At 64.1% G+C, this 20,887-nt stretch carries 20 protein-coding genes; 10 read left to right on the top strand and 10 right to left on the bottom strand.

The features are described 5' to 3' along the window. Window positions 1-4 precede the first annotated feature (4 nt). From Q0O95_RS00900 to Q0O95_RS00890, 3 genes are read left to right on the top strand one after another with little or no spacing between them, the layout of a single operon-like run. Window positions 5-799 (top strand): alpha/beta fold hydrolase, encoded by a 795-nt coding sequence (locus Q0O95_RS00900; RefSeq protein WP_293694422.1) that lies wholly within the window; start codon window positions 5-7, stop codon window positions 797-799. A gap of 59 nt (window positions 800-858) precedes the next feature. Next, complete coding sequence (locus Q0O95_RS00895) at window positions 859-2,103, top strand: glycosyltransferase (protein WP_293694420.1); 1,245 nt, start codon at window positions 859-861, stop codon at window positions 2,101-2,103. Next, on the top strand, window positions 2,096-2,875 hold the full coding sequence (locus Q0O95_RS00890) for a PIG-L family deacetylase (RefSeq protein WP_293694418.1): 780 nt from the start codon (window positions 2,096-2,098) through the stop codon (window positions 2,873-2,875). Before Q0O95_RS00895 ends, Q0O95_RS00890 begins: the two co-directional genes overlap by 8 nt. Before the next feature lie 204 nt (window positions 2,876-3,079). Here the strand turns inward: Q0O95_RS00890 and Q0O95_RS00885 are convergent, their stop codons facing one another. Further along, window positions 3,080-3,484: an SseB family protein gene (locus tag Q0O95_RS00885; RefSeq protein ID WP_293694416.1), complete on the bottom strand. Its 405-nt coding sequence runs from the start codon at window positions 3,482-3,484 to the stop codon at window positions 3,080-3,082. Window positions 3,485-3,528: 44 nt separating this feature from the next. Between Q0O95_RS00885 and Q0O95_RS00880 the strand changes: the two genes are divergently transcribed. Together Q0O95_RS00880 and Q0O95_RS00875 are read left to right on the top strand one after the other, a co-directional pair. Next, window positions 3,529-4,821, top strand: coding sequence for a M18 family aminopeptidase (locus Q0O95_RS00880; protein WP_293694415.1), 1,293 nt, complete (start codon window positions 3,529-3,531; stop codon window positions 4,819-4,821). A gap of 166 nt (window positions 4,822-4,987) precedes the next feature. Next, a complete protein-coding gene (locus Q0O95_RS00875; protein WP_293694413.1) occupies window positions 4,988-5,599 on the top strand; it encodes a PepSY domain-containing protein in 612 nt (203 codons plus the stop codon). Between the two features lie 246 nt (window positions 5,600-5,845). Here Q0O95_RS00875 and Q0O95_RS00870 read toward each other — a convergent pair whose 3' ends face one another. Then, complete coding sequence (locus tag Q0O95_RS00870; RefSeq protein WP_293694411.1) at window positions 5,846-7,054, bottom strand: glutaminase; 1,209 nt, start codon at window positions 7,052-7,054, stop codon at window positions 5,846-5,848. 9 nt (window positions 7,055-7,063) lie between these two features. Continuing rightward, the gene (locus tag Q0O95_RS00865; protein ID WP_293694409.1) at window positions 7,064-7,861 is read right to left on the bottom strand and encodes a TIGR02206 family membrane protein; all 798 of its coding nucleotides are present in this window, start codon (window positions 7,859-7,861) and stop codon (window positions 7,064-7,066) included. Window positions 7,862-8,072: 211 nt separating this feature from the next. Between Q0O95_RS00865 and Q0O95_RS00860 the strand changes: the two genes are divergently transcribed. Continuing rightward, window positions 8,073-8,546 (top strand): ASCH domain-containing protein, encoded by a 474-nt coding sequence (locus tag Q0O95_RS00860; RefSeq protein ID WP_293694407.1) that lies wholly within the window; start codon window positions 8,073-8,075, stop codon window positions 8,544-8,546. Between the two features lie 85 nt (window positions 8,547-8,631). On the opposite strand, the gene Q0O95_RS00855 is transcribed toward Q0O95_RS00860, so the two are convergent. The 3 genes from Q0O95_RS00855 to relB form a co-directional block, all read right to left on the bottom strand. Further along, complete coding sequence (locus tag Q0O95_RS00855; protein ID WP_293694405.1) at window positions 8,632-9,057, bottom strand: DUF3995 domain-containing protein; 426 nt, start codon at window positions 9,055-9,057, stop codon at window positions 8,632-8,634. Window positions 9,058-9,208: 151 nt separating this feature from the next. Beyond that, on the bottom strand, window positions 9,209-9,472 hold the full coding sequence (locus tag Q0O95_RS00850) for a type II toxin-antitoxin system RelE/ParE family toxin (RefSeq protein WP_293694403.1): 264 nt from the start codon (window positions 9,470-9,472) through the stop codon (window positions 9,209-9,211). Further along, on the bottom strand, window positions 9,473-9,697 hold the full coding sequence (relB, locus tag Q0O95_RS00845; protein ID WP_293694401.1) for a type II toxin-antitoxin system RelB family antitoxin: 225 nt from the start codon (window positions 9,695-9,697) through the stop codon (window positions 9,473-9,475). A 30-nt stretch (window positions 9,698-9,727) separates the two neighbouring features. Between relB and Q0O95_RS00840 the strand changes: the two genes are divergently transcribed. After that, entirely contained in the window at window positions 9,728-10,261 is a 534-nt protein-coding gene (locus Q0O95_RS00840) for a GNAT family N-acetyltransferase (RefSeq protein WP_293694399.1), read from the top strand. A 12-nt stretch (window positions 10,262-10,273) separates the two neighbouring features. On the opposite strand, the gene Q0O95_RS00835 is transcribed toward Q0O95_RS00840, so the two are convergent. After that, on the bottom strand, window positions 10,274-11,326 hold the full coding sequence (locus tag Q0O95_RS00835) for an LLM class flavin-dependent oxidoreductase (protein WP_293694397.1): 1,053 nt from the start codon (window positions 11,324-11,326) through the stop codon (window positions 10,274-10,276). A gap of 331 nt (window positions 11,327-11,657) precedes the next feature. Here Q0O95_RS00835 and Q0O95_RS00830 point away from each other — a divergent pair, with 331 nt between their 5' ends. Together Q0O95_RS00830 and Q0O95_RS00825 are read left to right on the top strand one after the other, a co-directional pair. Continuing rightward, window positions 11,658-13,760 (top strand): DEAD/DEAH box helicase, encoded by a 2,103-nt coding sequence (locus tag Q0O95_RS00830; RefSeq protein WP_293694395.1) that lies wholly within the window; start codon window positions 11,658-11,660, stop codon window positions 13,758-13,760. 51 nt (window positions 13,761-13,811) lie between these two features. Further along, the gene (locus Q0O95_RS00825) at window positions 13,812-14,531 is read left to right on the top strand and encodes an SDR family oxidoreductase (protein WP_293694394.1); all 720 of its coding nucleotides are present in this window, start codon (window positions 13,812-13,814) and stop codon (window positions 14,529-14,531) included. Window positions 14,532-14,540: 9 nt separating this feature from the next. On the opposite strand, the gene Q0O95_RS00820 is transcribed toward Q0O95_RS00825, so the two are convergent. Beyond that, window positions 14,541-15,602, bottom strand: a complete 1,062-nt coding sequence (locus Q0O95_RS00820; protein ID WP_293694392.1) for a Glu/Leu/Phe/Val dehydrogenase dimerization domain-containing protein — start codon at window positions 15,600-15,602, stop codon at window positions 14,541-14,543. Window positions 15,603-15,729: 127 nt separating this feature from the next. Here Q0O95_RS00820 and ppk2 point away from each other — a divergent pair, with 127 nt between their 5' ends. Next, window positions 15,730-16,641 carry a polyphosphate kinase 2 gene (ppk2, locus tag Q0O95_RS00815; RefSeq protein WP_293694390.1) on the top strand — a complete coding sequence of 304 codons (912 nt, stop codon included), beginning with the start codon at window positions 15,730-15,732 and terminating at the stop codon, window positions 16,639-16,641. 6 nt (window positions 16,642-16,647) lie between these two features. Here the strand turns inward: ppk2 and Q0O95_RS00810 are convergent, their stop codons facing one another. Both Q0O95_RS00810 and Q0O95_RS00805 read right to left on the bottom strand, forming a co-directional pair. Then, window positions 16,648-19,620, bottom strand: a complete 2,973-nt coding sequence (locus Q0O95_RS00810; protein WP_293694388.1) for an SMC family ATPase — start codon at window positions 19,618-19,620, stop codon at window positions 16,648-16,650. Beyond that, window positions 19,617-20,771 (bottom strand): exonuclease SbcCD subunit D, encoded by a 1,155-nt coding sequence (locus Q0O95_RS00805; protein WP_293694386.1) that lies wholly within the window; start codon window positions 20,769-20,771, stop codon window positions 19,617-19,619. Before Q0O95_RS00805 ends, Q0O95_RS00810 begins: the two co-directional genes overlap by 4 nt. Window positions 20,772-20,887 lie beyond the last annotated feature (116 nt).

Below are 20,887 nucleotides of genomic sequence, written 5' to 3'. Positions count from 1 at the left end.
GCGAGTGACGACGGATCAGATTAGGTTGCAGACCATCGGAGCCGACGGTGCTCCTCCAGTCGTGTTTCTCCACGGACTCATGGGTCGCGGCAAGAACTTCCTCACCATCGCGAAGGGGCTGGAGCCCGAGTTCAGGTCCGTGCTCGTCGATCTGCCGAACCACGGCAGCTCCTCCTGGACCGAAACCTTCGACTATGCAGAGATCACCGACGCTGTCGCCACTGCACTGCGTCACGAGCTGCAGGTGCCCTTTCACCTCGTGGGGCACTCGATGGGCGGCAAAATCGCCATGCTGTTGGCGCTGCGGCATCCCGAACTCATCGACCGTCTCGTCATCGTCGACATCGCGCCGGCGGACTCCTCGCGCACCGGCTCGGAGTTCGAGCACCTGCTCGGCAGTTTGCGTGCGTTGGATCTCGACACGATCGCGAGCCGCGCCGACGCCGACGCCGCGCTGGCAGAACCCATTCCAAACTCGACCGTGCGCGGATTCTTGATGCAGAACCTCCGTCGTGAAGCTGACGGGTTCACTTGGGAGCCCAATCTTGCGCTGCTGTACGCATCCCTGCCGAAGATTGCGGAGTTTCCCGATCAGTCGGGCGCAACGTTCAACGGACCGACCCTCTGGATCGCTGGGGGCCGCTCGGAGTACGTCACCGACGAAGTCGTGCCGGTTATGCGTTCCCTGTTTCCGAACGTCAGGAAATCGACGGTCAAACAGGCGGGCCACTGGGTGCACTCACAACGGCCAGAAGAGTTCCTTGGTCTGCTGCGCGCATTTCTTCCACAACCCGCGTGAGCGCGGCAGGACGCCTGCTCGAATTCGTGAATGGGATCGGCTGACGGTAGCGTCGACGTATGGTTTCTGACCCGGTATTCGATGCGCCGCTGCGCATCGCATTCGTCGTACTGCACACATCGCCGATCGACGAGCCGGGGACGAAGGATGCGGGCGGGATGAACGTCGTCGTACGGGCGCAGGCCGAGCATCTCGCCGGCATGGGGCACACGGTCGAGCTGATCACGAGAAGACAGGATCCGGATGCGCCCGGCGTCGTGGAACTCGCGCCCCGGCTTCGCCTGCACTCGCTCGATGCGGGCCCGGCGCGCACGATCGACAAGGGCGACCACGAAGGCGTCATCGATCAGTTCCGGGCGGGCCTCGAAGAGCTCTTCCAGCGGCTGGAAGTGGACATCATCCACGGCGAACACTGGTTCTCCGGCATCGCCGCTCTTCCTGTAGCGCGCACACTCGACATTCCCTTCGTGCAGAGTTTCCACTCGATCGCCGCCGATGAGGCGGAGCCGCTCGACGCGGGCGAACGAGCAGAGTCCCCCGGGAGGATCGCGGGAGAGGCGATGCTTGCTCGCGAGTCGTGCGGACTCGTCGTGATCAGTCGCGCCGAACGGAGCACGGTGATTCATCGACTCGGCGCGTCGCCGGAGTGCGTTTTCATCGTGCCGCCAGGTGTCGATGCCGAACTCTTCCATCCTCAACGTCGTCCCCTCGGCAGCGTGAAGCGGCGAATCGTTGTCGCGGGCAGACTGCACCCCCTGAAGGGCGTCGACCTCGCGATCCGCGCACTCGCGGAGATTCCTGAACGGCAACGACCGGAGCTGATCGTCGTGGGATCACCCCCTCCCGACGGCGCCGAGTACGCAGAATCGCTTGTTGCACTGTGCCGTGAACTCCGGGTCGAAGCCGACGTACGATTCGTGGGCGCCAAGACACGAGTTCCGCTCGCAGAGGAGCTCAGAACAGCGGACGTCGTCCTCATGCCATCGCATTCCGAGACCTTCGGACTTGTTTCACTCGAGGCGGCTGCAAGCGGAGTGCCAGTAGTGGCCTATCGATCAGGAGGCCTGCAGGAGTCGGTGCTCGACGGGCGCACCGGACTCCTGGTCGACTCGCGAGATCCCGCCGACTGGGCGAGCGCGATAACGCAGTTGCTGCATGACGAAGCGCTGCGATCGAGACTGGCGAAACAGGCGCGTGAGCACGCGGAGAGCATGAGTTGGCGAGCGTCGACCGTGGCACTCCTGCAGGTCTACAAGAGGAAGCTCGACGATCAGCGGGCACAGGACACGGCAGATCGTGATTGAGAACGGCGCTCGCTTGGCGGACCTGCTGTCGCGCAGGCAGCCCGCCCTTCGCATCCTGGCTGTTCACGCGCATCCCGACGACGAGGCGCTGTGCGGGGGAGCATTGCTGCGCGAGTTCCGCGAGCGCGGGGCCCACGTCAGTCTTCTGACATGCTCGCGAGGTGAAGCGGGAGAGATCGTCACGAGGGCCGTTCCCACGGGAACACCCGCAGAGCAACTTCCCGAGATCCGGGAGCGTGAGCTGCGAGGTGCTGCCGATGCCCTCGGCATAGCCGAACAACTCTGGCTGGGAACCCCGCCGGCAAGGGCTGTGGGACTGCCACCGCGGAACTACCGAGACAGCGGGATGCGCTGGATCGAGGAGGGGCTCGCGGGCCCCGCGGACACGCACGACGAACATTCACTCACCGCCGCTTCGCTGCACGACGTCGTCGCCGATATCGACGCGGCGATCGCCGCGACCGAACCGGAACTGATCCTGAGCTACGACGACAGGGGAGGCTACGGCCACCCTGACCATGTGCGCGCTCGCGAAGCCGCACTGCAAACGGCAAGAAACCGCGGCATCCTCTTCGCAGAGTTCACGGAAGAGCGAGCAGCGGACGATGTGCTCTGGTTCTCGCTACCGCAGCACCGTGACGCCGTTCTGGCCGCGCTCCGCCAGCACAGGACGCAACTCACGGTCGACCGCGACGGCCGGGGCCTCACCCATTCGGGCGGTCAGTGGCAGACACTACCGCTCGACATCGGACTCCGCGCGGTCACCGGATAGCACTGAACGTGTCAGGTGCGCAGCTGGCGCAGTCCTGACATCGCTCGGTTCTGAGCGCGGTTGATCTTCGCTGGTCTGTGCGGCCGAGTCACTCACCGCGACCTCTCACGATGCCGGGCACACTTCTCGGTCCATGCCTGGCGACACGCCGATATAGCGCGGTCATTCCAGCTATGGACCGAGAAGTTCGCCTGAAGTTGTGGTCTAGTCGTCGCCAACCATTGTCTTGAGTTGTTCGATCTCCTCGGCACGCACACCGACCGCTCCGCCGGTCGATTCGATCAGCAGTCCGAACCCCGGCTGCATGCCCTTGACGATGAGTTTGACCGGCACAGGGGCGAACGTCTGCGTCACTTCCGAAACCTTGGCCGCGAGTTCCTCCGCCGGCTCCGTGAAAGCGAGCACCATGGGTTCGTCACGCACCTGCACCGTCAGCGGCGCGGAGGGCGAACCCGGGTCGTCCTCCTGCATGCGCAGCGGAACAACGAGAATCCCGTCGATCAGTGCCGCCTGAAAATCTTCCTGGGTGACGTCTCCTGAAGCCAGACCGCTTACCGCGTTGGTCAGTGTCGAGTAGTCGATTTCCTGGTTGCTGTCCTGTTCACTCATTACGCCAGTCTAGGGGCTCGCACAAGAGCAGTTAGGCTGAGCGCATGCCCACTCGAATCGACGCAGTTCAGCACGCCCAGGATTTCATTGATTTCGTCGCAGCAGCTCCTTCTAGCTACCACGCGGCCGCAGAGGGTGCGAGGAGGCTCGCGCTCGCGGGGTGGCAGCAGCAGGACGAGCGGGAAGCATGGGATGCATCGCCGGGAGGACACTTCATCGTGCGCGGGGGTGCGCTGATCGCTTGGTGGGTTCCGGAGGAGTTAGCGGATGACTCGGCATTCAGAATCGTCGGCTCGCACACCGACTCGCCTTCGTTCAAGCTCAAGCCGACCGTGCAGACGAATGCCGTGGGATACGAGCAGGCGGCGGTCGAGGTGTACGGTGGTCCGCTGATCGGATCCTGGACGGATCGTGAGCTCGGGTTCGCGGGGCGAGTCGTCGACAGGTCAGGTCGAGAGCACCTCGTGAGCACAGGTCCGATTGCGCGCATCCCGCAGCTCGCGATCCACCTGAACAGGTCGGCGAACGAAGAGGGCCTGAAGCTCGGAAAACAAGCGCACACCGCGCCCGTGATCTCGACCACGTCCTCTGGAGGGCCGGGGTTGCTCGGTGCGCTCGCGGAGTCGGCCGGCATCGCAGCGAAGGACATCGCAGGGCACGACGTCTACGCGTTCGACGTGCAGCGGGGAGCGATGTTCGGCGCCAACGATGAGTTCATCGCCAGTTCGCGCATGGACAATCTCACGAGCGTGCACGCCTCGCTGGCCGCCCTCCTGCGGGCAACGTCGGAGGGTTACGCGGGGCGAGATGTGCTGGTGCTCGCAGCGTTCGATCACGAAGAGGTCGGGAGTGAAACCGTGAGCGGGGCATCGGGTCCCGTCCTGGCGGACGTACTTACACGCACCGGTCGGGCTCTCGGGAATGACGAGGATGCCCGATTGCGGATGCTGCGAAGGTCGTGGTGCGTCTCGAGCGACGCCGGCCATGCGGTGCACCCGAACTACGTCGGCCACCACGACCCTGCGCACCACCCGGTCCTCGGGCAGGGTCCGCTGCTGAAGGTGAACGCGAACCAGCGATACGCATCCGATGCCGCCGGCGCGGCACTCTGGAATTCCGCCTGTGAAGCGGCTGGATCTCGGGCGCAGGCGTTCGTGTCCAACAACGATGTGCCGTGCGGCTCCACGATCGGGCCTCTCACGGCGACTCGGTTGGGCATCCGGACGGTGGATGTCGGAGTCCCGCTGCTGAGCATGCATTCGGCAAGGGAAATGGCATCGGTTTCCGACCTTGCCGCAATCGCGGGGGCGATCGAGGCCGTGTACGCAGGGCGCTGACCAGGGTATGCGTCCAATCGGTCGTCTTTTACGCCCGCGGGCCCTTCGGTACGTGGATCCGGCGCTGCGCCGGGAGTGGCATCAACTCTAAGAACCCTCTCATGCGCGCCTCACGCTTCCCGCATGCGGACAGGGCTAGCGTGAGAAGTACGTAGAAGGGACACGCGTGAAAAAGCTGACACCGTTCGCCGCGCTCTCCGTGGCGGCGCTTGCACTGGCCGGATGCTCTGGCGCCGGCGACGATACCACCGACATGGGGGATGCCCCGCAGGGCACATCGGACACGACGGAAACGGCGATGCCGAATCAGAGCGAGAGCGGAGACAGCACCGAGGACGCCGAAACGGAGTTCGACGAGCGGGATGTCCGCGGACAGCAGTTCGACATCGACCACGAGCGCGCCGTCGAAATCGCGTTGTCGGAAGCGGGCGGCGGATTCGTGTTCTCGCTCGAACTCGATCACTCGCGGCACCACGGTGAGTGGGTCTACGAGGTGGAAGTCCAGGACGGGTCCGCGCAGCACGAAATCGACATCAGCGCGATGACGGGTGACGTCGTCGAGCACGACACGGACTCCGACGACGATCGCGAACGCGAAATCACCTTCGAAATGACGCCGGAAGAAGCCTTATCGCTTGCGGCGGAGTTCAAGCCGGACACGGTCTTCGAAAGTTGGACCCTCTCTTGGGATGACGGCCAGCTCGAATACGAGATCGATGCCGAGCCGGGCGACGATCTCATCGTGGATGTCGCAACGGGTGACGTCCGCGAAGACTGACGCTCGCCGCGCCCTACCAGCGAATCGCCCCATTCGCCCAACCACCCGTCCCGAACATCCCCCGCACCCGCGATGTCAACTTCTCGGTCGCTGGGCGACGACACGCCGCAAAACCGCTGTCTCAACGCCAGGCGACCGAGAAGTTGACGCGAGTCGGCGAGATCAGGCGATGGCGTAGGCAGGCTCGGCGATGGCGCGGGCGGGTCAGGCGATGGCGCGGGCTCTGCGGGTAGGTGACGACTGCGGTCAGGTCAGGCTGAAGTCCGCGCGGGGGAGGAGCAGCTCCACCTCGCGCCCGTCGAGCTTCAAGCGTCGGACCCCCTCGGCGAGCATCCGCTTGCCGACTGAGTTCATCGTCGTAACCATGCGCAGATCGATGACGACGTCGCGTTCGTCATCGGGGATATCCGCGAACCTGCGCAGCACGAGTTCTGCCGTGGAGAAGATGACGGGGCCCTGCACGGCGATCATCGGTCGGCCATCCTCGCTTTCGTCCCGTGCGCCAATCGCATCGATCGATGGCGCGGGGAGTTCCATGATGTGCAGCCCCATATCGCCGGAGAGCCGTTCGAACAGCTGCACGCCTCGCACGCTGTTGCCGAACCTGTCGAGGCGCGGCGAGAATGTGCCGATGCCCGCCTGCCCCGGGAGAGCCCCGAGTATGCCACCCGAAACGCCGCTCTTCGCGGGGATGCCCACTTGCGACAGCCAGTCGCCCGCTGCGTCGTACATCCCGCAGGACATCATGACCGAGAGCACCTGCCGGCAGACCCACTGGGGGACCACCTGCTGGCCGGTCAGCGGGTTCTTCCCGCCTCCCGCCAGCGTTGTCGCCATGACGGCGAGGTCGCGCGCCGTGACGAGCGCGGAACACTGCTTGGTGTATCCCCAGACCGCTTCGTCGGGCTCTACGTGGATGAAGTCGTTGCTTCTCGCCATCGAGGCGAGAGCCACGTTGCGGTAGCGGGTCGCGTACTCGGATTCCAGCACGGCTTCGTCGACGTCGAGCGTTCTTCCGGCAAAGCGAGAGAGCCCGTCGATCAGCACAGCAGCCCGAGCCTCATAGGGGAGGGCCTTGTTGCCGACGAGCGAGTGTGTCGTGATCGCACCGATATTGATCATGGGGTTGCGGGGCCGCCCCGTGGCCGTCTCGACGGACATCTCGTTGAACGCGTCGCCACTCGGCTCGACACCGACGTGATCGAGAACGACGTCGAGGCCGCGATCGCGCAGCGCGAGAGCGTACGCGAAGGGCTTGGAGATCGACTGGATCGTGAACTGCGCATCGGCGTCACCCGCCGAATACACCGTGCCGTCCGGTGTGCACACCGCGACCGCAAGCTGTGTGGGATCGACTTTCGCGAGCTCGGGGATATAGGAGGCGAGTGCTCCGTGGGTGTCGTCGGTGCACCCCTCGATGAGTTCGGCCAGGTAATCGGGAACCGGTGTGCGCATACAGACAATCTAACTGCGCAGCGGCTCTCCCGGCAGCCGGGTCTGCTGTCGGTCGGCCAGGCGCATGATGCCGCGCGATCCGAACATCGGCGCGGGATTCCGGCGCTGGAGGAGAGTCCACGGCAACGTCATCAATGACCAGACGACCAGAATCATGGTGCCTGCGACGACGAGGTAGAACGGCCATCCGCCCATGACATCCAGCAGTGATGGTCCTGCGGGTGCATGGGCGAGGTACCCGTAGTTCGCGCCGGTGAGGGCGTTGACGACCGCCGAAGCGCCTGCCCATAGCAGCAGTGAACCGAATGCCACGGCAAGTGATTTCCAGGTCGGTCTGAAACCGAACCCGAAGATCAATACGAGCGGTGCGAGTAACGCGAGTGTGTGGAACAGCCAGTAGGACACGAACTCGATTTCGGGATGCGTTATGTAGTTCAAATCGGGCGTCACGAGCGATTGCAGGTTCAACGTGAGGCCCCAGTAGTACGTGATCGATATGAGTGTCGGGCTGCGCGTTATGAGCGCAAGCGCCGTGATGATTCGCAGGACATCCGAGAGGTGCACGGGCAGTGATTGATCGATCGTGAAGTTTGCGGGCAGAAAGTCCCAGATGGACCAACCTATCGAGAGAAGAAGATAGAGCCAGCCGGTTATCGCAAGCGTGCGTTTGGCCCGTTGCGTGAGCCCCGACCTTCGTGCCCATGTGATGGCAAGCACAGTGATCACAAGGAGCGCCAGCAGCATCGAGACGTGTTCGATGCCGTACATGGGCATACGATCACCGGGCACCATCGCGAGAGCGGTCACACTTGCAGTGTATGCAGCAGCGGGGCTCGCGCGAGGTAACCGCACCGGTTCCCGACTCAGCGCACTGTCATGAGAGGGCCGCGACTCGACGACGTGCCATGGGACCATCGCTGATTGAGAGCAGCAGCGCAGCAGGGTCGCGCTTCGACAGTATCGCTCCTGTCGCTCTGCCCGTCCGGGGACTCGATTCGGCAGTTCCTCCTAAGCTGGGATGATGCATCACTCTTCGGCAGCCCTCTCGTTCTGGGATCGTGCTCGTGTCAGTGTTCCCGAGCTCCCAGAGTCGCTGCCAGAGGTTTGGGCATTCGGGGCGACGCCCGAGCACGCTGACGAACTCCTTGCGCTCGTGCTCGCGGGGGTGAAGACCGGAACTGCTTCGTCGATGTGGGACTACGAGTCGAGTGGTGAGCCGGTTCCGGAAGAAGGCGACTTGAGCGTGATCCTCGACGCAGCCGAACAGCCTCGCGCGGTCATCCGGACGACCGAGCTCAGCATCGTGCCCTTCGATCTGGTGACGGCCGAGCACGCTCGATCGGAAGGCGAAGGGGACCGCACCCTAGAGCACTGGCGAGCCGTGCACGAGCGGTACTGGCGGGCGCACTCCGAAAACTCTCGCGGGTTCGCCCCCGATATGCCGGTGTTGTGTGAGCGCTTCGAGGTCGTGTACCGGGAGCCGAGCGCTTAGTGTCCGGATCCACCCATCACGGCACCGCCCACCTTCGAAGACATCGTGTGTCGGTGAAAACTCTGGAGCTGCAAGGGTAGGGTCATCACTTCTTGGCGCTCAGGAGCACCGAGAGTCCCAGAACGGCGAACAGCGGGCGATAGCAGCGCCTGTCGAGTTCGCGGAAGCGCTTCCCCACCTTTGGCGCCCCCAGCACGGTGAGTGCTACAGTCCCTCCTGACGCGGCTCGAGCGAGCAGCGCGATGCCGATGAATCGTCGGAGTGCGACCGCGGCGCGGCCTTCCCCGAGCCCACCCGCGGCGATGGCGCCGCCGGTGAATGCTGCGCCGGCGACGGACAATGTGGCGCCCGAGTCGGGGAGCGCCTTCGGGTTGCCGGCCACCGCATCACTCAATTGCCTTGTGCTCTTTGCGGGCCACGGCGATCCGGATGCCCAGACGGTGTGCAGAGCACCCGCCGCGGTCAGTCCGGCCCATCCGATCAACCGAAGGACGCGCTTCCCTCTACTCATGACACCACTCTAGGCTGTGTGCCGCGTTTCCTGCGCTGACGCGTGCACCTGCGAAACGAGTTCAGGCCCGACGTATTTCGTGAACGATTCGAGCACGTGCAGGTTGAAGTCCGTGCCCAGCCGGTTCGGGGTTGCTTAACGTATATCCAGATCACTTGTAGATGTCGCGTCGATGTCCGACTTCAATTGCGAGCACGACGAGTTCAGTGTCGCGAATCTCGCAGAGCACGCGATAGTCTCCGACTCGGTAACGCCATTTGCCTGACAGTCCAGCAGCCAGGCTTTTGCCTTGCGAGCGTGGGTTGTCGCAGCCGTCAATGTTCTTATTGAGCCAGGCCACGATGACGCGGCCAACACCTGGATCAAGCTTGCTCAACTGTTTGTCGGCTCGCAGTGAATAGAGAAGACGCCACATTTAGAGGTACTTTGCTGCGATCTCGTCGGCTGACAGCGTTTTGGGGTCGTCATCAAATTCACGCTTCGCCTCGTCCCAAGCGACAAGATCGAGCTCGTCCTCAATGCGAGAGAGCGCTGCGGTGCGCACAAACTCAGAAATGCTCATGCCAAAGGTCTTTGCGTAATCAGCAAGAACTTGCTTCTCTGACTCTGCGAGACGCAGTGTGACGGTTGTCGTAGCCATAATTCCCTCCTGTGTTACAGTGTAACACGCATGTTTGTTCTCGATGAAGCGGGGAGAGGGAAGTTGGACACGATCATTCGTCCAATTGAAGCTAGTGAAGTCGACCGGCTTGCGGACTTTCTCTATCTCGCAGTTCACCAACCAGATCCCGACAATCCCATACCTCGAAGCATTCTCGCCGTTCCCGAGGTTGCTGCTTACATCCAGGAGTGGGGCAAGCCTGACGATGCGTGTCTCGTCGCAGTCAAAGATCAGCGACTTGTCGGAGCAGTCTGGACGCGGATCATTGCAGGGGAGGTCAGAGGCTACGGCAATATCGACGCCCATACGCCTGAGTTCTCGGTATCTGTGCTGCCTGTGTGTCGGGGGAGAGGAATCGGTGCGCTCCTCATGAGACAAATGCTCGAGTTGCTCAGAGAACGTGGATACTCACGGGCATCACTCTCGGTGCAGAAATCAAACCCCGCGCTCCGGTTGTATGAGCGACTCGGTTTCAAAGCGGTTGCTGATCACGATGACGAGATCGTCATGGTCTACGACTTCTCAGCAAACGAACTTCAGTAATGAAGAGGTGGTTCAGCTGATTGGGTATCCCTCGGCAGGCCCCTCAGTGTTCGGCTTCCAGCCCAGAGCGGGTGCGACGTATTTCGCGAACGATTCGAGCACGTGCAGGTTGAAGTCCGTGCCCAGTTGGTTCGGAATCGTCAGCATGAGGGTGTCGGCCTCCATGACCGCCGCATCCTGGCGCAGCTGCTCCACGAGGCGGTCGGGTTCGTCGGCGTAGGTTTTCCCGAACGTCGACCTGAATCCGTCGATGATGCCGACCTGGTCGTGCTGCTCCCGCGAGCCCAGCCCGAAATAGAGTCGGTCGCGATCGTTCATGATCGGGAAGACGCTGCGGCTGACCGACACGCGCGGTGCCCGGTCGTGCCCCGCATCCCGCCACGCCGTGCGGAAGATGTCGATCTGCTCCGCCTGGAGGTCGGAGAACGCATCGCCGGTAGCCTCCGTCAGCAGCGTCGAACTCATCATGTTGACGCCGAGCTCTCCCGTACGACGAGCCGTGTCGCGGCTGCCGGCGCCCCACCAGATTCTGCTGTCCAGCCCGGGGGAGTGCGGCTCCACGCGAAGTCGCTGGTTCTGGCCGTACTGGGCGGGGTCCGCTGCCGCGAGCCGCTCTCCTCGAATCGCCCGCAGGAACAGGTCGAACTTTTCCTGCGCGAGATCTGCGCCCCTGGGGTCTTCGCTGCCGGTGTAGCCGAAAGCCTCCCAGCCTCGGAGGGCGGGTTCGGGTGAGCCTCGGCTGATGCCGAGCGCGACTCGGCCGTCGGCGATGAGGTCGAGAGCAGCTGCCTCTTCCGCTAACTGCAGGGGGTTCTCGTAGCGCATGTCGATGACCCCCGTGCCGACCTCGATGTTCTCGGTCTTCGCAGCGATCGCGCTGAGCAGTGGCAGAGGCGAGGCGGACTGCCTCGCGAAATGGTGCACGCGAAAGTACGCGCCGTTGACGCCGAGACGATCTGCTCCGACCGAAAGGTCGATCGCGCTGTGCAGGGACTCTGCCGCGCTCATGCCGCCGTTTGGCCCGGAACCGTAGTGGCCGAAGCTCAAGAATCCGAATGATCGCATCAGCACCCTCCTCAGTTGTTTCGTATTTTAAGCAACTCGGCGGGGCTCGCAGCTATTCCCCCGCGAGGAGAGTTGCGTGAGCCCGGACGACATCTCGGCTCGTGCAGTCCTGCTGACCGACGAAGCATTCACGGCGGCACGCGTAATCTGGGGAAACTCTGATACAAAGTTCCAGAGTGATCGAGTACACTGACCTGTGTCGCGGCTGTTCTGCGCCGACTGCGCCCTCCGCGACACAGCATCGCACGACCGAAGAGGTCGTGAACGTACTACCCGGATGGTCGCCACAGTCCCATCCGCAACGTAGGTGATCGAGGAGACGCATCACAGCATGACAGTGCAGCAGGCTTCACCGTCGCGTGCCCGCAGAGACGAAACGGGCGTAATCCCGCGGCTCGCCCGCGCGGCAAGGGAGGTCGAGTCGAGCGTGCAGCGACGCGCCGCGAGCCGAACGGGGCGCACGAAGTTGCAAACCGTCGCGATCCTCGTGCGCGAGGAGCGGGCCCGCATCAAAGCCGACACGAACCTCTCCAGTGCGAAGCGTGCGGAGGAGCTCAAGCGACTCGACGGGATCGCGTTGATCCTTGCGAAGTCGGCTTCGAAGGATCCGACGCTCCTCCCGTTGCTCGGTGAAGGCGCCCCTGTTTCGGATGCCGTTCGCACATTCAAGCGCGAAGTGCTGCTGGCCGCTGGTTTGGAGCCGGAACCCGAGCCCGAACCGCAGCCCGTCGTCCAGGAGACCGTTCAGCAGGAGACATCGAAGCGGGTCGTGCCGGCAACCGTTGCAGCCAGCCAGCTCGCACGTCCGTTCCTCGAGCCCGATCTCTCACTCGCCCGCAGAAAGCCGGATCTCGACCGGCTCGCCGGGTTCGACCTGCTCGACCCCCTGTTCCTATCCTTCGAAGTCGGAGCCGACGGTCGACCGGCCTGCATGGAGTTGCCGGAGACCGGCACTGCTCGCGCCCCGAAGGGCCTCGAGCTCATGCTGCACCAGGAACGCTTCGTGGCGGCTACACAGAACGGCCATCGTTCCTTCCTGCTCGCGGACGAGCCGGGCCTCGGCAAGACGGCGCAAGCACTGCTCGCAGCGTCGGCGGCCAAAGCGTATCCGTTGCTCGTCGTCGCGCCCAATGTCGTGAAGGTCAACTGGGCTCGGGAGGCCGAACGCTGGACCCCGGGGCGCTCCGTCACCGTCGTGCAGGGCGATGGCAGCAATGTGGATGGCTTCGCCGACATCGTCATCGTCAACTACGAAGTGCTCGACCGGCACGTCGGCTGGATGGCGAAGCACGGGTTCAGGGGCATGGTCGTCGATGAAGCGCACTTCATCAAGAACCCCGAGTCGAAGCGTTCGAAGCACGTCATCCAGATCTCGAAGGCGATCCTGGAGCGTGACTCGCGTGCGCTGATGCTGGCGCTGACGGGCACCCCTTTGATCAACGACATCGAGGACTTCCGGATGATCTGGAAGTTCCTCGGCTGGATCGACGACAAGCAACCGAACGCGGAGCTCACGGAACGCCTCGAGGCGACAGAGCTCACGCCCATGGACCGCAACTTCTACCGCGAGGCCCGTAAAGCCGTTATCGACATGGGCATCGTGCGGCGACGGAAGGAAGACGTCGCCGCGGATATCCCGGAGCGTCGTATCGCAGACCTGCCCGTCGAGCTCGACGAAGCGTCCGCCCGTGACATCCGTGCGGTCACCGGCGCACTGACCCGCCGTATGGTGGAGCGCTACGACCGCGTTCTCGAACGCCAGGAGCTGCCGAAGACCACGCTCGACGAAGACCTCATGCGCCGTATCGCGCGTAGCGAGCTCGACTCCGACGATGGCACATCGAAAGACCAGAACGTGTTCAGTCTGGTGCGTCAGATCGGTAAAGCGAAGGCGACCATGGCGGCGGATTACGCTGCACAGTTGGCGCGCAGCGTCGGCAAGGTCGTGTTCTTCGCAAAGCACATCGACGTCATGGATTCGGCGGAGAGGCACTTCCGCGAGCTCGGCATCCACCACACGTCGATTCGAGGCGATCAGACCCCGGCGCAGCGTCAAACGGCGATCGACGCGTTCGTCGAAGACGAAAGCGTGCAGGTCATCGTGTGCTCGCTGCAGGCCGCCGGCGTCGGCGTGAACCTGCAGGTCGCATCCAACATGGTGCTGGCCGAGCTGTCATGGACGAATGCCGAGCAGACGCAGGCGATCGACCGCATCCACCGCATCGGACAAGACATGCCCGTCGTCGCGTGGCGCATCGTCGCCGCACAGACGGTCGACACGCGGATCGCGGAGCTCATCGACTCGAAGGCGTCACTTGCTGCGAGAGCACTCGACGGCAGCGACACACCGCCGGAGGACTCGCACGACCTGCAGGTGCAGGCGCTCTTCGGCATGCTGCGCGAAGCGCTCTCGGATCGACTGCAGACCTCGTAAAGTATTTCGCCCTCGTTGGAAGAGCGCGACACACACCCCTAGGCTGGGGCAATGACACACATCGCACTGTTCGGAGGCCACGGCAAGATCGCGCTGCTCGCGACGGAGCAGCTGACGCAGGCGGGATACACGGTTCGATCCGTGATCCGCGACGCAGCGCAGTCGGACGCGATCCGCGAGCGAGGGGCTGAGCCCTTCGTCGCGGACATCGAGGAGCCCGATGCGGATTTCGCGGCGATCCTCGACGGCATCGACCTCGTGATCTGGTCGGCGGGTGCCGGCGGCGGCAACCCCGCTCGCACGAGAGCCGTCGATCTTGAAGCCGCCAAGCGTGCGATCGACGCCGCTGTCAAGCACGGCGTGCGCGACTTCCTCAACGTGAGCTACAAGGGCGCACGGCCCGACCACGGCATCGATCGGGACAATCCCTTCTGGCACTACGCGGAGGCGAAGGCCAAATCGGATGCAGCGCTCCGGGCCTCCGAACTGGACTGGGTGATCCTCGCCCCGACGACGCTCACGCTCGAAACCGGTGCCGGGTCGGTGGATGCTGAGATCACGGTGCAGGACGACTCGGGCTTCGACGCGGCCCTGCGCATCGACTCAGGCGGCACGCCCATAGCTCGCGAAGACGTCGCGACGCTCGTCGCCCAACTCGTGCCGGCGATGGTCGAAGGGCGCGTACATCACGTCACGGTTTCGGCCACGGGCGGGACGACGCCCATCTCGGACGTCGTCGCCGCGACCGTCGAAGCCGTCAGAGATGCCTGAGAAGCGTCATTAGGAAGGACACTTCGCGCGTTCGATGCGCTCCCAGGCGAGCGCTTCTGCTGCAGCGAGCGGAGTGACCTCGCGCTCTCGAGCCGTCGCATAGACACGACCGAGTGTGTCGCCGACTCCCAGGAGCCGCTGCTCGATCTCAGGTTCTGCGAGGCCCTTGCCGACGCCCTCGAGGTGAATCACGCCTCCTGCGTTGACGACGAAGTCGGGTGCGTAGACGATGCCGCGCTGCGCTAACAGATCAGCGTCGGATGCCCGCCCAAGCGGATTGTTCGCGGGTCCGACCACGGCCCGAACGGGAAGCGAGCGAATCGTTTCGGCGGTCAGAACGCCGCCGAGACCGGCAGGGACGAACACGTCGCCCCGTGTCGTCAGGGCGGCCTCGGGATCGATCCACTGAGCTCCGAGTTCTTCGGCGAGCGAGCGCTTCGCAGGCGCGATGTCGGTGATCGAAAGCGTGCCGCCTGCGCCGGCGATCAGTCGGGCGAGACGAGACCCCACTTGTCCGAGACCCGAGATGACGAAGTGCCGCCCCTCGATAGCACCGTCGCCGAATGCTTCTCGCAGCGTCGGCTCGATCGACGAGAACACGCCGAGGGCCGTGCCACCGGCAGGCTCTCCGGCTCCTCCCGTGTCCGCGGGGAGGCCGACGACGTGCTCGGTGCGTTCCCTCACGACCAGCATGTCGTGCTCCGTTGTGCCGACATCCTCAGCTGTGCGGTAGCGGCCGCCGAGCATCTCGACGACATCACCAAGGTCGAGCAGCGCGGCCCGTCGGCGGTCACCGTCCAGCTGCTCGCCGCGAGGAACCATGATGACGGACTTCCCACCACCGGCATCAAGACCGGCGACGGAGTTCTTCCTCGTCATTGCGGCGGAAAGGCGAAGAGCGTCCGCGTTGGCCTGGGGCCAGTCGTCGTACTGCCACACCCGGCATCCGCCGAGTGCCGAACCGAGCACGCTCGAGTGCAGGGCAACGGTAATCGTGAGACCGGACCGGTCTCCTGTCGCAATGACGACCCGCTCGTGGCTGAAGTCGGGCATTGTGGTGTTCGCGTTCATGGGCGATGCTCCTCATTGAGTTGTGTCTGCGGATCGCGCAGCTCGATACTGAGTTTGGTCACTCGCGCCCCCGGATGCAAGCCGACGCATCCGGGCATGCGCCATGATGGAATCGAGGTAGGTGACGATGGACGAGCTGCACACCCGAAACGAAGTCGACGAACTCGTCGAGTTGCATCGCAAGAGCCGGAACGGTCAGCGCACGCGGGAGGAGCGCAACGTACCTCTTCCGTGGCAGCAGGGGTATCCCTACGACAGCAAGATGAAGCGCAAGGAGTACGACGAGACCAAGCGTCTTCTCCAAATCGAACTGCTGAAACTACAGTCGTGGGTGAAGAGCTCGGGGCAGAAGATCGCGATTCTTTTCGAAGGGCGCGATGCCGCAGGCAAGGGCGGCACGATCAAGCGGTTCATGGAGCATCTCAACCCTCGCGGTGCCCGCATCGTCGCGCTCGGCATACCGACGGACCGCGAGAAATCGCAGTGGTACTTCCAGCGATACGTGGAGCACCTGCCGGCCGCGGGAGACATCGTGTTTTTCGACCGATCCTGGTACAACAGGGCGGGCGTCGAACGTGTCATGGGCTACTGCACACCCGAGCAGTACCTCGAGTTCATGCGTTCGGCACCGGAGTTCGAACGGATGCTGATCGACAGCGGGATTCACCTCATGAAGTTCTGGTTCTCGGTTTCAGAACTCGAACAGGCGGCACGCTTCGCTGCGCGCTCCAAGGACCCTCTGAAGCAGTGGAAGCTCTCTCCGACCGACCTCGCCAGCCGTGACAAGTGGCAGGCGTACACGGAGGCGAAAGAGGCGATGTTCTTCTACACCGACAGCCGACACGCACCCTGGACCGTCGTGAAATCCAACGACAAGAAGCGCGCCAGAATCGAGACGATGCGCTACGTGCTCAGCCAGTTCGACTACCCGGAGAAAGACGAAGAGGTCGTCGGCAAGGTCGACAGGAAGATCGTCGGAAAGGGCAAGAAGATCCTGGAGGAGGGTGAGAGCGCGACGCGGCTCTTTCCGACACTGTAACCACCGTCACGGGAATTCGATCGTGCTGCCGCGCCCTCCGGCCCCGCGTCTCACGCGAACGCGCTCCGGCAGCCGCTCCTGCATGCTCGGGACGTGGGAGATGACCCCGATCGTGCGCCCTCCGGTCTGGAGGTCGGAGAGCGTCTGCATCGCAAGCTCGAGAACGTCCGCATCCAGCGCCCCGAAGCCCTCGTCGATGAACAGCGTGTCGAGCTGCACGCCTCCAGCTTCCTGTTGCACGACATCGGCCAGCCCGAGCGCGAGCGCGAGCGATGTGAGGAAGGTCTCGCCCCCGGAGAGCGACTGCACGGTTCTGGAAATGCCCGTGTAGTCGTCTCGCACGATGATGCCGAGACCGCCCCGTCGTCCTCGATCCTCTCCCGCGTCATCGTGTTCGAGCTGATAGCGGCCCTGCGTCATCGTTTCGAGACGCAGATTCGCGGCGTCCAGAATCGATTCGAGCCCCGCTGCGAGCACGTAGGTCTCCAGACGCATGCGCTGCACGTTCGGGCCTCTGCCGTCGAGCGATTGCGCCAGTCTGGTGAGCGCGTGCGCTCGTTCGCCGAGCGACTCGAGCTCCTCACGCAGCCGCAGCGAAGCGTCGCACTCTCGCGCGATCGTCGATATGACCTGGTCGGCGGAAGCCACCGCTCCCACGGCCGCGGAGTGCGCGCTCTCGGTCAGCGACTCCTGCTCTTCCAGGGCAGCGAGATCAGGCATCCCGTCGGCCGTGCGTTGCTGAATCGACGTGATGGCGTCGCGTTCCAGAATCGCTCGCACTCGCGTGAACGCGCTCTCGTGCTCGCGAATCCGTTCTTCGAGCCGTTCTCGCTCCTGGCGAGCAAGATGGGCAGCTCGCAGGCCCTCTTCACTCCGGTCACCGAGTACTGCGGACAGCGCAGCCGCCGAGCGCTCCTCCGATTCCTGAGCATCCAGCACACGTTGGCGCGAATCCTGGACGGCGATGGTGCGCTGCAGCTCCTGATCGAGCTCGGACTTGCGTGCCGCCGCGCTCTTCGCCTCGCCTATCGCGGAGCGGATGCGAGACTCGGCATCTCGCACGGCCTTCGTGGCCGCATCCCGTTCGGAGACCAGCCGAGTTATGCGTTCGCCGAGCTCTTCCGTCTGTTCGTGCAAGGCATTCAGCTCTGCGTGCAAAGCGCTCAGCCGCTCCAGCGCCCTGGGGAGCTCACGTTCGGCATCTTCGGCTGTGCGCAGCGCAAGGTCGCTCCTGCGCACGGCTTCCAGGAGATCGGCCTCCGCTGCGTTTCCGAGTGCTTCGCGGAGGCGATCGAGGGAGGCATGAGACTCGCGCTCCTGCTCCTTCGCGGTGTCGCAGGCGAGCGCGGCATCCCGCTCGGCGGTTCTGGCAGCGTCGACGTCCTGCTCCGTGACGACTCCGGTTGTTCCGTCAGTGCTCGTTGCCGGGTTCGGATGGTCTTCCGCTCCGCAGACCGGGCAGGGGATGCCGTGCTCGAGCTCCTGCGCCAGGCGAGCAGCAGTGTCGTCGAGCATCGCCCGCAGCGTTTCCTCCGCTCGACGTGACGCCTCCGACTTCCTCTGCAGCGCCGTCCGCAGCTGCTCCGACAACGTGGCGTGCGTCGTTTCGGCTTGCGTCTGCCGCTCGAACAGGTCGATACGTTCGTGAGCCGTCGCAGCGGCGAGCCGACGTGCCGGCAGTTCCGCAGATTCCGTGCGCAACGCGTCGATACGAGTTTGCAGTTCGGTCTGCTGCTCAGGAATCGCACTGCTGCGTTCGCGGAGCGAAGCGCGCAGGTCATTCACCTCCCGTTGCTCCTCGACAGCATCACGTTCGGCCTCGGCCAGTCGGGGGAGTTGCTCTTCAAGTGCCAGGGCGTCTTGTACGTGGGTCAATTGCTCGCGTAGCGAGTGAACGGCAGTTGCCACTTCGCGATCGTCGATGTCCTGCAGCTCCGCCTCGGACTCCGCTGACGCGAGCTGCTGTTGTGCGTCGCTCAGGGCCCGCTCAGCTGCATCCTTGGCGGTGACGTTCGGCCAGAGCTCGAGTGCCCAGTTCGCCAGTGCGAGCCGCCGATTGTCCTCCGCGACCGGTTCCGCGGCACGCTCGAGTTTCGAAAGCTCCTCGCGGGCAGTGTCGCGCTCGCGGATGTCGGACATCAGGGTGCGGGCCGCATTCGCGGCTGCAGCAGCTGCATCCCGTTCGTTCCTCTTCTCCTGCGCGCGCGCTTGTCGCTGTTCGCGGGTGCCTTCCGCTCGAGACTTCGCTGCCCCGGGAGTCGTGACCGGATCGCGCTCTTCACGATCGCCGTCTTCTTCGAGCTCCCGCAGCGCTTCCTGCGCTCGGGTCGTGCCCGCTGCGATCTCTTGCTCGAGCTGATCTATGCGCCCGGTTGCGTCGCGTGCCTCCTCGGCTATCGACGCCGTGAGCTCCCCGAATCGCTGTGTTCCGAACAGGCGTCGAAGGATGTCGGTGCGATCTTCCGAGTTCGCCTGCAGAAACTCTGCGAAGCGACCCTGCGCGAGCAGAATCGTCTGCTGGAACTGCTCCGCGTTCAACCCGACGATCTCCTCGATGCGAGCTGCAGTGTCGCGGTATGCGGTTGCGAGCGTTCGCCAGCCGCCGCCGTCGGCGAGGTCGAGCGCGACTTCCGCTCGTGAGCGTGTGAATCCCTCCCCTCGCTGCTTGGGGCGCTCGTACTCGGGGGAGCGGCGAATGCGGTAGCGGTCGCCACCGACTTCGAATTCCAGCTCGACCCGAGTTGCGGTTCGCGGTTGCGCAAAGTCGCTGCGGAGGCTCTTTTTCTTGCCGCTCACACCGTCATAGCGGGGAACCGCGTCGTAGAGAGCGAACACGATGGCATCCAGGATCGACGATTTTCCTGATCCCGTCGGCCCGCCGATCAAGTAGACACCGGTGTCGGTGAACTCGGTGAAGTCGATCGTGTGGAGGCCGGCGAACGGGCCGAAGCCCTCGACCGTCAGCTGCTGGATTCTCATGACTCCGCCTTCTGCTGCAGGAGGGTCATGGCCTCGGTGATGATGCTCAGTTCGGTCGTCGACATCGGCTCGTGCTGCCGCACGTCACGCAGAAATCCTTCGACGACCTGCAGGTCGGTTCGCCGCTGCACCCGCTCGCGGTAGCTCCTGTGCGAAGCCTCGGTCTCCCGAGGACGCAGTTCCACGTGGGCGCAGTGCGGCCACCGCTCTCGCAGCCGACGCATCGGCTCGAGCGGTCGCCGGTCATCCGTGAGTACTGCTCGAACCCAGTGCTGTTCTGTTCCGACCAATGAGTCGTCGACGAGGAGATCGTCGAGGTTTCCCGTCACGGTCGTGAGCGGGCGTTCGACGGTGAAGCCGAGCCACTCGATGCTTTCGACGCCTGCCGGGCCGAGATCGATGAGCCAACCGCCTCGCTCCCGGGAGCGCTCGCCGAACGAGTAGTGCAGAGGAGCCCCCGAGTATCTGACGTTGTCGAGGATGCGCTGCCGGGAGTGGATATGACCGAGAGCGACGTAATCCACACCGCTGAAGTGCTGTGCCGAAACCATGCTCTTTCCGCCAACCGTGATGTCGCGGGGCGCGTCGTCCTCGATCGTCTCGCCGGTCGGCGTCGTGCCGACGAAGCAGTGTGACAGTACGACGCTTCTTGCCGGGTTGGCCGCAAGCGAAGAGCGAACGCCCCGCATCGCCCAGCGCAGTGTCCCGTCAGCGGTGCCGAGCGACGGATCATCGTGATTCACACGGAGCGCATTCGGCTCGAGATACGGGATGCCGAAAACGTGCACGGGGCCGTGCTCGTCTTCGAGAACGACGGGGTCCGCCGGCCACTCCGTCAAGATGTGTGTTCCTGAGCTTGCGACGAGAGGAGCGAGGAACCCGAGCCGGGCGGCGGAATCGTGGTTCCCTGATGTCGCGACGATGATCGCTCCTGCATCCCGGATGCCCTGCAGCGCTTCGGTCAGCAGCGTGAAGTGGTGAGCGGCCGGGGTCGAGAGATCGAAGACATCACCTGCGATGAGCACGACGTCGACCTCGTGCTCGACGACGAGGTCAGCGACCTCTTCGAGCGTTCTGCGCAGGTGATCCGTCGTGTCGAATCCGTGGAACGTGCGGCCGACGTGCCAGTCGGACGTGTGCAGCAATCTCATACACTTACGGTAGTAGCCGCCCCCGACACCGCGAGTGTTGAACATGGCGGTCGGGGAATATGCGCGCCGTTCGCACTGTTATAATTGCAGTCAGCACACCGACCGAAGCGGCCCGC

Source organism: uncultured Agrococcus sp. (assembly GCF_945915485.1).
In the GTDB taxonomy this organism is placed as follows: domain Bacteria; phylum Actinomycetota; class Actinomycetes; order Actinomycetales; family Microbacteriaceae; genus Agrococcus.
Note: the sequence above shows the minus strand (reverse complement) of the source record. Positions and strands in the feature narration are given on the sequence as shown.